Consider the following 13,215-nt stretch of genomic DNA (forward strand, 5'->3'; position numbering starts at 1 on the left):
GTGTTTTGCGTCATGACGTCTGGCTTAGCGGCTCGGTTTCACCGCAGCAACTCACAGCTTGAGGCGCGATGATCATAAACGAGTGACATCGCGCCTGTCTGACAGTCGCGAAATATTGATACGTCGAATCGCGCCGAAATTGCTTTCCATTTCGCCGTGGCTTGTTACCCTCTGCGCATGGTCATCGGCGCGCTCAAGCATGACAGCAAGGAACGCAGCTACCTCGACGGGCAGCTGCTGATTGCCATGCCGCATATGCTGGATACCAACTTCGATCGCACGGTGATTTACCTGTGTGCGCATTCCAGCGACGGCGCCATGGGCTTTGTCCTCAATCGCCCGCAGCCGATCACCTTCTCGGATCTTCTGGTTCAGCTGAACGTGATCAAGAGCAACGAGGCGATCCGGCTGCCGCGCCGAGCGCAATTGATCTCGGTGCAGGCGGGCGGTCCGGTGGAAACCGGGCGTGGTTTCGTGCTCCACAGCGACGATTACATCGGCGATTCAACCATGCCCGTCTCGGACGAGATGTGCATGACGGCAACGGTCGATATCCTGCGGGCAATCTCGCAAGGCCGTGGACCGCACCGCGCCATGATGATGCTTGGTTACGCAGGATGGGGCCCAGGGCAGCTGGAAGCGGAGATCACCGAGAACGGCTGGCTGACTTGCCCGGCAACCGATGATGTCGTCTTCGACCGGGCGATCGGCGACAAATACGAGCGCGTGCTGGCATCCATGGGCATCGATCCCGCAATGCTGTCGCGCGAGAGCGGCCACGCCTGAGGGACTGATCAGCTCGCCTTGGACAGCGGAAAACGCTCGCGAAGCAACTGCTTGATGGCAGGCGCACGCATGGCCGGGCCGAACAGGAAGCTCTGGCCGAAATCGCAGCCCATTTCGAACAGCTCGCCCGCATCCTCGTCGTGCTCGATACCCTCGGCGACAACCTTCATGTCCAGGTCCTTGGCCATGGTGATGATCGAGCGCAGGAGCACCGCGCGCTTGTCGCTGGTGTCACGCACGAGCGACTGATCGATCTTCAGCGTGTCGAAGGGGAAGCGCGTGAGATAGGCGAGCGAGGAATGCCCGGTGCCGAAATCGTCGAGCGCCAAGCCGATGCCGATCTCTCCCATGCGGGCAAGCACAAGTGCCGCCTGCTCAGGATTTTCCATCACGACGGACTCGGTGAGTTCCAGCTTCAAATGATGCGGCTTGCAGCCGGTTTTGGTCAGCGCCGCGCGGACATCGTTGCAGAGATCGTTGCGCAGAAGCTGCGCGCTGGAGATGTTGACCGACACCGAAACCGGCACTTCGCCGACATCGCCCTGCCAGTCCTTCAAGTCCGACGCAGCCTGCTCGATGGCGAAGACGCCGAGCGCGAAGATGAGATCTGAGCTTTCGGCGATCGGAATGAATTCCGCAGGCGGGATGGCGCCCCGACGCGGATGCTCCCAGCGCATGAGCGCCTCGAAACCGACGATCTCGCCATCCTCCAGGCGCACGATCGGCTGATAGGCAAGCCCCATTTCCTTGCGCTCTAGCGCCCGGCGGAGATCCGATTCCAGATGCAGCTTGTCCGTGCCGACCGTCTTGAAAGCCGGGCGGAAGGGCTCGATCCGGTTCCCGCCCTGACGCTTGGCGTGGTACATGCCGAGTTCGGCATCCTTCATGAGGTCGTAGGCGGACGTGCTGTCGTCGACGAACGAGACGAGGCCGATCGAGGCCGTCAGAATGATCTCGCGCTTGGCGAAGACGATCGGCACCATGATTGCCTTGTTGATTGCCTCGGCGAGCGCCGCGACTTTCGCCGGTGCCTGCTCGGACAGAAGGATGAGGCCGAACTGATCGCCGGTGATGCGGGCAAGCGTGTCCTGAGGCTTCAAAAGGCGCTTGAGACGGCGGGTGATCGTCAGAAGGATCGTGTCGCCGGCCGACATGCCCAGATTGTCGTTGACCTGCTTGAACCGGTCGATGTCGATCATGAAAACTGTTGGCCGCATGGCTTCCTGCGAGGCCGACATGCGGGTGAGGGCGTCCAGCCGGTCGAGAAACAGTTCGCGGTTCGGCAAACCGGTCAGATTGTCGTGCACCGCATCGTGGAGCAGGCGCTCCTCGGAACTCTTCTGCTCGGTCACGTCGATCATGGTGCCGACGCAGCGGATGACTTCGCCGTTGGAGCCGACGACCGGACGCGCCCGCAGCGACATCCAGTGATAATGCGCGTCTTCGGCCCGCAGACGGAACTGATGGTTGAGCCGGCCCTTGCGGTGCTCGATCATCACGTCGAGCGCACTGCGGAAACGGTCCCGATCGTCCGGGTGGATCTGCGGCAGCCAGTTGCGGGCAGCGCCGTTCAACGAACCATCCGGCAGGCCGAGCTGCCCTGAAATGTCGGGAATGGTGACGACACGGTCGCGGGCAACGTCCCAGTCCCACACGGTATCGCCGGCGCCGCTGAGCGCGAGCGACTGCCGTTCCAGATCGCTGAAGAGGCCCTGCTGCAGGACACCGCCGGCAAAGGCGTGCTGCATGACCGTAAAGCCGATCAGGAGCACGATGAGCACCAGGCCGCCGCCAAGGGCCGGCTGGATGATGTCGTTGTCGAGCTGCCCCGTCACCGTCATCCAGGCGCCGAAGAGCCAGACGAGGATGAGCACCCAGGTAGGCACCAGCATGATCGCCCGGTCGTAGCGGTTGAACCCGAGATAGGCGATGAGCAGCAGGCCGACGACGCCTGTGGTGGCGAAGGAAATGCGCGCGAGGCCGGCTGCGATCGCTGGATCGTAGATCGCGACTCCGAAGATCAGGCCGAGCGCGATGATCCAGGCGAGCGTCGCGTAGCTGAGATTGGTGTGCCAGCGATTGAGATTGAGATAGGTGAACAGGAAGATCACGAGCCCGGTCGCCAGGAACACTTCCGTGCCCGCGCGCCAGATGCGTTCATCGGCGGGCGTGACGCTGATCAGTTTCGACAGGAAACCGAAATCGACGCAGATATAGGCGAGTACCGCCCAGGCGAGCGCGGCTGTCGCCGGCAGCATCGACGTGCCCTTCACGACGAACAGAATGGTGAGAAACACCGCGAGAAGGCCCGCAATGCCGAGCACGATGCCCTGATAGAGCGTGAATGCGTTGACCGTGTCCTTGTAGGCATCCGGCTCCCACAGATAGATCTGCGGTAGCTCGGGCGACGACAATTCGGCAACGAAGGTGACGATCGATCCCGGATTGAGCGTGATCTGGAACACGTCGGCATCAGGGCTTGCTTGGCGATCGAGCGCGAAGCCTTCGCTCGGCGTGACCGAAATGATGCGCTGCGAGCCGAGATCGGGCCAGATCATGCGCGAGCCGACGAGCCGGAAATGCGGCGCGACGATCAATCGATCCAGCTGCTCGTCGGAGACGTTCGCGAGCGAAAAGACGGCCCAGTCGCCGGAGTGCTGTGGCGACGAAGCGCGCACTTCGATGCGGCGCACGATGCCGTCGGTGCCGGGGGCGGTGGATACCTGAAACGCCTCGCCGCGATGGGCATAAATATCGGTGACGGCGGTCAGATCGAGCGCGGTTTCGTCGCGGGATATGGCGACGGGATCGGCTGCTCGGGCCAGCCCCGGCAGCAAGGCCGCCAACAGGCCTGCGAGCATGAGGACTATCGAAATCAGGGCGATAGCGGGCCGGCGGTTGCTGTCCGTCCTAATCATCGAGCCTCGATCTTCATCATAGTCGAACCGATATCCGCGGAGTGCGGATCGGTTTCGAAGCGGCCGGCAGCCGCATCGTTCGTCAGACGTGCGTAGAGCAGGTGGTCGCGCCATACGCCGTCGATCTTGAGGTAGCCCCGCATGTAGCCTTCCCGGCGAAATCCGGCCTTTTCAAGGAGCCTGATGCTTCGCTCATTGTCGGGGATACAGGCTGCCTCGATGCGGTGCAACTTCAGCTGCGTAAAGATGTGGGGAATGAGCGCCTGAAGCGCCCGCGACATGTGCCCCTGGCCGGCATAGCGCTCGCCCATCCAGTAGCCGACCATGCAGCTCTGGGCAGCGCCACGGCGGATATAACCGATCGTTAGGCCGCCCATCAGTTCGTCGTTCGACTTGCGGAAGAGAAACATCGGGATCGCATGACCCTCGGCGAAATCGCGCTCGTATCGACCGATGCGGCCGAGAAACGAAACGCGCGACAGTTCGTCGGGCGCCCAGCTCGGCTCCCAGGGCTGAAGGAAGGCGCGGCTTTCCATCCGCAGCGCCCGCCAGGCGGCAAAGTCCGAGCGGGCAGGAAAGCGCATGTAGCTGTCGGGCGTCTCGACCGGAAGCGGATCGCTGCGTCGAGACAGGAAACCGAACACGACCTAGCCTTAGCCGGACGCGGTCAGGCGCTGGCGGCGCGCGCGGATGCGGCGCCTCCACCACCCGTCGATAGGCTGTTTCGGATTTCCTCGAAGGACGGCAGGCTTTCCAGCGGTCCGATCGCGGAAATGGTCGGCACGGTGTCGAAGAACAGCCGTCCCGCAAGGTCCGTCAGGCGCGCCGGCGTCAGATTGGCGAGCCGATCCATCAGTTCCTCGTTCGGAATGGGACGTCCGTAGAGCAGCATCTGGCGCGCGATCTGGCTCGCACGCGCCGCGGGGCTTTCCTGTGCCATCAGCAACTGCGCGCGTGTCTGCGCCCGCGCACGGTCGATCTCCTGCACATCGACGCTCTCCGCGACATGACGCAGTTCCTCGATCAGCACCGGCACCAGTTCCGGCAGGTCATCGCCACCGGTCGCCGCATGAATGCCGAAGACGCCGCTGTCGGAGAAGCCCCAATGAAAGGCATAGACCGAGTAGCAGAGGCCACGCTCCTCACGCACCTTCTGAAAGAGGCGCGACGACATTCCGCCGCCAAGCACATTGGCAAGGAGTTGGGAGCAATAGAAGTCGCGCACGTGATAGGCGCGGCCCTCGAAGCCGAGCAGGAATTGAGCATCCATCAAGTTACGGGATTCGCGATAATCGCCGCCGATATAGCGCGCTGGAGTGACGACGCTGTTGTCGTTTCCCCCCTTGGGGATCGAAGCGAAGCGATCTTCGACCTGACGCACGAAGCTGTCGTGATCGATCGCGCCAGCGGCAACGATGATCATCCGGTCGCTCGTATAATGGCGGTCGAGATAGTGTCGCAGGTCCTTGGGCGCGAAGGATTTCACCGTCTCCGGCGTGCCGAGAATGGCGCGGCCGAGAGGCTGGTCGCGGAAAGCAACCTCCGAGAAGCGGTCGAACACGACATCGTCCGGCGTATCGTTGGCAGCGCCGATTTCCTGAAGGATCACGTGTTGTTCGCGCTCGAGCTCTTCTTCGTCGAAGCTCGATTCGGTGAGGATGTCGGCGAGAATATCGACGGCCAGCGGCACGTCGTTCTTCAGGATGCGCGCGTAATAGGCGGTCGTCTCTACCGATGTGGAGGCGTTCACCTCGCCACCGACATTCTCGATTTCTTCGGCGATCTGGCGGGCGGTGCGTCGCGCCGTGCCCTTGAAGGCCATGTGTTCGAGCAGATGGGCGATGCCGTGCTGGTTTTCAGTCTCGTTGCGTGAGCCTGCCTTGATCCAGACGCCGAGCGCGACGCTCTCCAGATGAGGCATCATCTCGGTCACGACTGTCAGGCCGCTTGCAAGCCGGGTACATTGTACGCTCATGAACTCTCAGTCTTTCTGCGCCCGGCCATCGGCGGCACGGGCGTTGGCGAGGATGAAAGCCTCGACCGCGGAAAGGTCGCCCGGCAGCGTATCGAAGCGCTCCTCCCTGTCCATGAGATCAGAGAGCCACGCCGGCAAGGCCGGGTCAATACCGCACGCAGATTTTACGGCGTCGGGGAATTTCGCCGGATGTGCGGTGGCAAGCGTGACCATCGGTGCCTGCACCACCGATTCGCGCGCAGCGACATGCATGCCGGTCGCCGTATGCGGATCGATCACCATGCCGGTCGTCTTGAAAACGGAGCCGATCGCCGCCGCGACCTCGTCCATGGAGGCGCGTCCGGCGCCGAAGCCCGCGCGGATTTCCGCAAGCGCATCGGCTTCGATATCGAAGGCGCGAGACTGCTTCAGCCTGGCCATCGCCTGTCGAACCCGCTCGGCGTCCCGGTCCAGAGCTTCGAACAGAAGCCGTTCGAAATTGGACGAGATCTGGATGTCCATGGACGGCGAGGTGGTGGCGACGACCGAGTGCATCTCGTAACGCCCGGTCTGGATGGCGCGGGCGAGAATGTCGTTTTCGTTGGTGGCGACCACCAGCCGCTCGACGGGAAGACCCATGCGCTTGGCCGCGTAGCCGGCAAAGATGTCGCCGAAATTGCCTGTCGGAACGGTGAAGGAGACGGCGCGATCGGGTGCGCCAAGCGAAACGGCGGAGGAAAAGTAGTAGACGATCTGGGCCATGATCCGTGCCCAGTTGATCGAATTGATGCCCGACAGCCTGACCCGATCGCGGAACGGCGCGTCGGCGAACATTGCTTTCACGAGATCCTGGCAGTCGTCGAAATTGCCTTCGATCGCCAGCGTCCGGACATTGGCCGCCGTCGTTGTCGTCATCTGGCGCTGCTGCACCGGTGAGACGCGGCCCTTCGGAAATAGGATGAACATATCGGTGCGGTCGCGGCCGGCAAAGGCCTCGACAGCCGCCGCACCCGTATCGCCCGACGTCGCGCCGACGATCGTGGCGCGCTGGTCACGCTCGATCAGCACGTGGTCCATGAGGCGCGCGATCAACTGCATCGCGACGTCCTTGAACGCCAGCGTCGGGCCGTGGAAAAGCTCCATCAGGAACCGGTCCGCACCGGTCTGCACGAGCGGCACGATCGCTTCGTGGCGGAACGTCGCATAGGCCTCGTCGATCATCCGACGCAGATCTCCGGATGAGATATCGTCGCCGACCAGCGGATGCATCACGGTGAAGGCGATGTCCTGATAGCTCTTGGCGCGCATGGCCTTGATGTCGGCTGCGGAGAATTGCGGCCATTCGCGCGGTACGTAGAGGCCGCCATCGCCGGCAAGGCCGGCAAGCAGTGCATCGCTGAAGCCAAGAGCCGGAGCGTTGCCCCGCGTCGAAACATAGTCCACGAAAAGATTCCCATGTCTGCGAAGGAAGTGGCCGCCGTAGACGGTCGCGGCGACCTATAGACCATCGCCATGGTTCAAGGAAAGGCCGATGGCTAACCGTCGCGAAGCGGTGCGGATGGGCTGGGATATGGTTAGCAAGCCGTTTGATGCGGAGCGCGCCTCGTGTATATCGTCCACCAACCGGTCAGAACGGAGGCTCTTGTCTGTGTCAGTTCTCAATCTTCGTCGTGGTGCTGCGCTGATGTCGCTGGTCGCGCTTGTGGCATGTTCGCCCTCGGGTGGGGGAAGCGGTCCATTGGCCACGGCGGTGCGCGGCGGGCCGGATACGGCTGCGGCAACGACGCCGGTGGTTCAGGGCACGTGCCCAACCGTCGGTCTGCGCGACGGCACTGCGTTCTATCGTACCTATGCCGGCAACGACCAGAGCGACCCGGCGCAGGTGCGTTACCAGGTGTCGCTCGCCGAAACGACACGGCAGTGCACGCTGAGCGGCAGCGAGATCGTCATGAACGTTACCGCTGCCGGCCGCATCGTCGTCGGTCCGGCGGGAGCGCCCGGCACGGTCCAGATGCCAATCCGCGTGGCAGCGGTGCGCGGTGAAGAGGTTCTCTATTCCCAGCTCACCAATTTCTCGGCCACGGTCGACCAGGGCAGCGGGCAGTTTCTCTTCTCGGACACCAATGTTCGAATTCCCGCCGCCAACGCGCGCGGCGTCCGCGTCTTCGTGGGGTTCGACGAAGGCCCGTACGACACGCCGTAAGCGCCACGAACAGAGCGTCGGGACTCAGATGAGTTCCGACCAGCCGGCAAGCGCCTTTACGGTTGCCGGCAAATCCGCCATCCGCGACACGACAGTCTGGGCGCCGGCGTCCATCAGCCGTCCCGCAAGCGCCGGATAGGCGTGCGAGGCGCCGGTAAAGCCGATGACCCGCATACCGGCAGCCGTCGCCGCCGTAACGCCGTGGACGGAGTCCTCGATCACGACGACGCGGGCAGGATCCGCCTTCATCTGCTCCGCACCGTGCAAGAAAATGTCGGGCTTCGGCTTGGTGCGGTTTTCGCCAAGCGATTTTGCCGAATAGATGTTCGGCGCAAAACTGTCCCAGAGCTGCGTGCGCTTGAGCATGATCTCGAGGCGCTTCGTCGAAGAGTTCGAGCAGATGCATCGGGGCGCATCGATCTGGCGCAGTGCCGATGCCACGCCCTCGATCGCTTTCACACTCTTGGCCAGCTTTTCGTCGAGAAGCTTTTCGGACTTTTCAAGCAGTGTCGCCTGAAGCGGTATCGACGCTTCGCGCTCGACCGTCAGCAGAATGTCTTTCCACGTCAGGCCCGCAAAGCGCTCGGCCATTTCGCCAGCCTCGATGGGATAGCCAGCCTCGGTCAGGATACGCGCCTCGACTTCCGCTGCGATGATCTCGGAATCGACGAGCACGCCGTCGCAATCGAATATGATGAGGTCCAGTCCGTCCATGGCGCGCAGGCTTTCTTACTCAACAATCTTTGCAATTTGCGGCCGGCATATCATGCGCCGCAGCCTTCGAACACCCTTAGCGCCCGCATGATCCGTTATCGATCGGCGCATAAATCGATCGGGCTTCAGGCTTTCGTAACCATATTCGTCAACCATGAGGACAAGTTGTTCCGAGTAATGCGTAACCGGGTATCCCATGGCCTCCGTGACTGCCTCCGCCGCCCGCGCCAGGGCGACAAGTGTTAAGCCGTCCACCACGACGGGTTTTCCGATCAACACGATCCTGAAAGGCGACTGTGTTGCTGCGCTCGAGAAGCTGCCGTCGCAGTCCGTCGATCTGATCTTCGCCGATCCACCCTACAACCTGCAGCTTGGCGGTGACCTGCATCGCCCGGACCAGTCGAAGGTCGATGCGGTGGACGATCACTGGGACCAGTTCGCATCCTTCGAGGCCTATGATGCCTTTACCCGCGCCTGGTTGCTCGCCTGCCGCCGGGTGCTGAAGCCGACGGGGTCGATCTGGGTCATCGGCTCCTACCACAACATCTTCCGTGTGGGCGCGACGCTGCAGGATCTGAACTTTTGGATCCTGAACGACGTCGTCTGGCGCAAGACCAATCCGATGCCAAATTTCCGTGGGCGCCGGTTCCAGAATGCCCATGAAACCCTGATCTGGGCGAGCCGGGATCCCGACGCGAAGAGCTACACGTTCAACTACGATGCGATGAAGGCGGCCAATGACGATGTGCAGATGCGCTCGGACTGGCTGTTTCCCATCTGCTCGGGCGGCGAGCGGATCAAGGATGAGGACGGCCGCAAGGCACACCCGACCCAGAAACCCGAAGCACTGCTGGCCCGCATCATGATGGCTACATCCCGCCCGGGAGATCTCGTGGTTGATCCCTTCTTCGGATCGGGGACGACCGGCGCCGTCGCCAAGCGGCTGGGTCGCAATTACGTCGGGATCGAACGCGAACAGTCCTATATCGACGTTGCCGAGCGGCGCATTGCAGCCGTCGAACCGCTCGGAAAAGCCGAATTGACGATCGTTTCGAGCAAGCGCGCCGAGCCGCGCGTAGCGTTCAGTGCGCTGGTGGAATCCGGAATGATCCTGCCGGGCACGGTGCTGACGGACCAGCGCGGCAAGTTCAGCGCCATCGTGCGCGCCGACGGCACGGTAACGAGCGGCGGCGAAGCGGGCTCGATCCACCGGATCGGCGCGAAGGTCCAGGGTTTCGAGGCCTGCAATGGCTGGACCTTCTGGCACGTACGCCGTGAAGGACGCCTTGATCCGATCGATGCGCTGCGCCGCATCGTGCGCGATCAGATGGCGATCGCCGGCTGATCGAAAGACTTCATAGGCAGCGTCGAGATAGACGCCGCCCTTAGAACCCCTCGACGGTGTGAGTACCTCCAGTCACGTCGAGAGGCCGAAACGCTCAAGGTCCGCCTTGAGCGTTTTGGCGTTCTGGAAATGCACGGCCTGCCAGCCGGCATCGATCGCGCCTTGAACATTGGCCAGCGTGTCGTCGATGAAGAGCGATGCCGCCGGATCGAGGCCGAAAGTCTCGGCGTGGATGTCGTAGATCGCTCGATCCGGCTTGATGACTTTGATCTCGCCCGAAACCGTGACCCCGCGCGGCCTGTTGAGGAAATCGAAGCGCTTTCTGGCCTCGGCGAACGTATCGGCGGCAAAATTGGTCAGCATCGTCACGTCATGGCCGGCATCGATCAGGCCCAGCATGATGTCGACGCTCTCTTCATAGGCGTGCGGCACCATCTCGTGCCAGTGCTGCCGAAAGGCGCGGATGTCTTCGGCGTGCTCCGGGTGCGTGGCGATCAGGAGCGTCTCGGCTTCCTCCCACGTGCGGCCGCGATCCTGCTCGATGTTCCATTCATGCGTGCAGATTTCGGCAAAGAAGCGCTGCCGCTCCGCCTCATCGGGGATCAGGCGCTTGTAGGGCAGGTCGGGATCGTAATGGATCAGCACCTTGCCGATGTCGAACACGATGTGGCGGATGGCAGTGGTCATGAACAAGTCCGAATAGTGAGAGGGTCAGAAGATGTCGGGGATAGCGCAGGCAAGCGCCTTCTTCATGACAGTCGGCAAAGCTTCGCCTGAAATGTCGTCACGGGTCGACCACCAGCCGATGTTGGTCGCAGGCCTTTCGGAGAGCTCGGCCCGGTAGACGTCGAGCCGCAATTCGAAATGGGTGAAGACGTGCTTGATCGTGCCGGCAAGCGTCCAGGCAGCCGGGAACGGCGCGGCCTCGGTAGAGGTGTCACCATCGAGCCGCGCGGTGAATTCGGAGGTCGGCACCTCGCTCATGCCGGCAAGCAGGCCCGTGCCAGGGCGTTTGCGCAGCAGAACGGCGCCGGCGGGATCGACCGCGACGAAGGCGGCTGCGCGCCGGACCGGCTTTTCTTTTTTGGCCGCCTTCAGCGGAAAACGCTCCGGATCGCCGTTGCGAAGAGCCATGCAGCGGTCGCGCAGCGGGCAAAGGATGCAGGATGGCCGACGCGGCGTGCAGATCGTCGCGCCGAGATCCATGGTCGCCTGGGCAAAGTCTCCCGGCCGGGCGGCGGGCACCTCGGTCGCGACAAGCCTGCGGATCTCGGGCTTGGCGGCGGGCAGGGGCGTTTCGATGGCGAAAAGGCGGGTGAAAACCCGCTCCACATTGCCGTCGACGACGGGTTCGGCGCGGTTGAAGGCGATCGCGGCAACCGCACCGGCCGTATAGTCGCCGATACCAGGCAGCGAGTGCAGACCGGTGGCGTCTGATGGAAACTTGCCGCCATGATCCCGAACGACCGCTTCGGCGGCGCGCTTCAGATTGCGGGCGCGCGAGTAGTAGCCGAGCCCGGCCCAGGCCTTCAGCACGTCTTCTTCATCGGCCGCGGCGAGATCGGCGACCGTTGGCCATAGCGCCAGAAACTTCGCATAGAACGATCCAACGGCCTGCACGGTCGTCTGCTGCAGCATGATTTCAGAGAGCCACACCCGGTAGGGATCGGCGCGCTCGCCCGCCTGCTGCCGGCCGGGTGTGACCCGCCATGGCAGCTCGCGGTGGTGCCTGTCGTACCAGGCCAGCAAGGCATCGGCGATTCTCTCGGACGGAGCGGATTGCGCAGCGGACCGGGCCATTCAGGCCAGCCTTTCGGCAGTGGTGCCGATCCTGTAAGGGTGGGGGGATTGAAGCTTCATCACCGGCTCGATACCACGGCCTTCAGCCGCTTTCCAACGGGAACGACAAGCCGCGATGCGACGCAAAACGCTCTTCCAGATCGCCGAGATCGCCAATGGCCTTGTCGATCCGATCCTTGCCAAGCGGGCGGGCATCAACACGATGCTGCTCGGCTCCTGGGAAGATATTGCCGGACCGGAATTTGCTGACTGCACGAAGCCGGAAAAGATCGTCTGGCAGCGCCGCGCCAGTGAAGGACAGGCGGATGGCGGCTTCGAGCCCGGCACGCTGGTTGTCGCCTGCGAAGGTGCGCGCGCCTTGTTTCTCAGCCATCAGCTGGGCGAATTCATCGACAGGATCAACGGCTTCTTCGGCTTTCCGGCAGTGCAGCGCATCAAGATCGTCCAAAAGCCGGTGACACCGTTGAACCGGCCAAAGCGACGGGCTCCGCCGCTGCCGCAGGACAAGGCGCAGCATTTGTCGAAAATGCTGGGCGACATCGAAGACGATCGACTGAAGGCTGCTCTGGAAAAGCTTGGCAGGGCTGTGATGACCCAGAAGAAGCACGGCTGAGGTGGCGATAGGCTCACGCCTTGTTGAAGCGCGGCGATTAAGGCTCTCTTGTTCCGCCACAATTGTCACTATATCGGTCGGTACCACCGCAGACATGTGAAAAAGGGTTGATTGCCTCATGACGAACCGCATCGCGACGCCAACCGCCAAGCGCCAGACAATCGCGCGCCTCGCCGCCGTGAGCCTGATGGCGCTCGCCGTCGCGGCCTGCGCCGATGAAGCCAACTCGCAGACGGCGACGAGCGAAGCGCCGATCGAACTTGCACAGGCCGACACCGGTTCGGCCGCTGCCGTCGAAGCGCCTGCATCGCAGGGCAGCGTCGATATGGAAGCCGTGCTCGAGGAAGGCCCGCTGCCAGAGATGTTTCTGGGCGAGGCCGATGCGCCGGTTACCATCGTCGAATACATGTCGCTGACCTGCCCGCACTGCGCATCGTTCCATAACGAGACCTTCGATGCGCTGAAGACGAAGTATATCGACGGCGGCCAGGTGCGCTTCATCGTGCGCGACTTCCCCTTCGATCCGCGCGCTGCCGCCGGTGCGATGCTTGCTCGCTGCGCGCCAGAGGGACAGTATTTCCCGATGGTCGACATGCTTTTCGAACAACAGTCGAGCTGGGCTGCTGCACAGGATGCGCGCGGTGCCCTGCTTCAGATCTCGCGGATGGCCGGTTTTACACAAGAGTCCTTCGAGGCTTGCTTGACGAACCAGGAACTTCTGGATGATGTGAATGCCGTCAGGCAGAAAGCCGCAGAGGAATTCCAAGTTCAGTCTACGCCGACCTTCATCATCAACGGCGAGCGCTATGCCGGGAACATGTCGATTGAGCAGATGTCCGCAATCATCGACGCCAATCTCTGACCGCACAATTTCATTCCTGG

Annotated in this window: 12 protein-coding genes; 5 read left to right on the forward strand and 7 right to left on the reverse strand. The window is 62.6% G+C overall.

The features are described from left to right. The first annotated feature begins 177 nt into the window (after positions 1-177). A complete protein-coding gene (locus QQL76_RS11220) occupies positions 178-786 on the forward strand; it encodes a YqgE/AlgH family protein (RefSeq protein WP_499208356.1) in 609 nt (202 codons plus the stop codon). A gap of 8 nt (positions 787-794) precedes the next feature. Here the strand turns inward: QQL76_RS11220 and QQL76_RS11225 are convergent, their stop codons facing one another. The 4 genes from QQL76_RS11225 to thrC all read right to left on the reverse strand — a co-directional run bounded on the left by QQL76_RS11225 (position 795) and on the right by thrC (position 7,101). Continuing rightward, positions 795-3,647, reverse strand: a complete 2,853-nt coding sequence (locus QQL76_RS11225; protein ID WP_499208357.1) for an EAL domain-containing protein — start codon at positions 3,645-3,647, stop codon at positions 795-797. Positions 3,648-3,700: 53 nt separating this feature from the next. After that, complete coding sequence (locus QQL76_RS11230; protein WP_404864563.1) at positions 3,701-4,288, reverse strand: GNAT family N-acetyltransferase; 588 nt, start codon at positions 4,286-4,288, stop codon at positions 3,701-3,703. Between the two features lie 83 nt (positions 4,289-4,371). Continuing rightward, positions 4,372-5,679 (reverse strand): M16 family metallopeptidase, encoded by a 1,308-nt coding sequence (locus tag QQL76_RS11235; RefSeq protein ID WP_499207707.1) that lies wholly within the window; start codon positions 5,677-5,679, stop codon positions 4,372-4,374. 6 nt (positions 5,680-5,685) lie between these two features. Beyond that, positions 5,686-7,101, reverse strand: a complete 1,416-nt coding sequence (gene thrC / locus QQL76_RS11240; RefSeq protein ID WP_499207708.1) for a threonine synthase — start codon at positions 7,099-7,101, stop codon at positions 5,686-5,688. A gap of 205 nt (positions 7,102-7,306) precedes the next feature. On the opposite strand from thrC, the gene QQL76_RS11245 reads away from it, so the two are divergent. Further along, positions 7,307-7,861, forward strand: a complete 555-nt coding sequence (locus QQL76_RS11245; protein WP_499207709.1) for a hypothetical protein — start codon at positions 7,307-7,309, stop codon at positions 7,859-7,861. Positions 7,862-7,885: 24 nt separating this feature from the next. On the opposite strand, the gene QQL76_RS11250 is transcribed toward QQL76_RS11245, so the two are convergent. Next, positions 7,886-8,575 carry an HAD family hydrolase gene (locus QQL76_RS11250; protein ID WP_499207710.1) on the reverse strand — a complete coding sequence of 230 codons (690 nt, stop codon included), beginning with the start codon at positions 8,573-8,575 and terminating at the stop codon, positions 7,886-7,888. 196 nt (positions 8,576-8,771) lie between these two features. Here QQL76_RS11250 and QQL76_RS11255 point away from each other — a divergent pair, with 196 nt between their 5' ends. Continuing rightward, entirely contained in the window at positions 8,772-9,920 is a 1,149-nt protein-coding gene (locus QQL76_RS11255) for a site-specific DNA-methyltransferase (RefSeq protein ID WP_499207711.1), read from the forward strand. A gap of 72 nt (positions 9,921-9,992) precedes the next feature. Here QQL76_RS11255 and QQL76_RS11260 read toward each other — a convergent pair whose 3' ends face one another. Next, on the reverse strand, positions 9,993-10,607 hold the full coding sequence (locus QQL76_RS11260; RefSeq protein ID WP_499207712.1) for an HAD family hydrolase: 615 nt from the start codon (positions 10,605-10,607) through the stop codon (positions 9,993-9,995). A gap of 24 nt (positions 10,608-10,631) precedes the next feature. Further along, entirely contained in the window at positions 10,632-11,720 is a 1,089-nt protein-coding gene (mutY, locus tag QQL76_RS11265) for an A/G-specific adenine glycosylase (protein WP_499207713.1), read from the reverse strand. 115 nt (positions 11,721-11,835) lie between these two features. Between mutY and QQL76_RS11270 the strand changes: the two genes are divergently transcribed. Further along, positions 11,836-12,333, forward strand: a complete 498-nt coding sequence (locus QQL76_RS11270; protein WP_126011114.1) for a DUF721 domain-containing protein — start codon at positions 11,836-11,838, stop codon at positions 12,331-12,333. A 118-nt stretch (positions 12,334-12,451) separates the two neighbouring features. Next, entirely contained in the window at positions 12,452-13,195 is a 744-nt protein-coding gene (locus tag QQL76_RS11275) for a DsbA family protein (RefSeq protein WP_499207714.1), read from the forward strand. The last annotated feature ends 20 nt before the right edge of the window (positions 13,196-13,215 follow it).

This window comes from Rhizobium albus (assembly GCA_030160035.1).
Classification (GTDB): Bacteria; Pseudomonadota; Alphaproteobacteria; order Rhizobiales; family Rhizobiaceae; genus Georhizobium; species Georhizobium albus.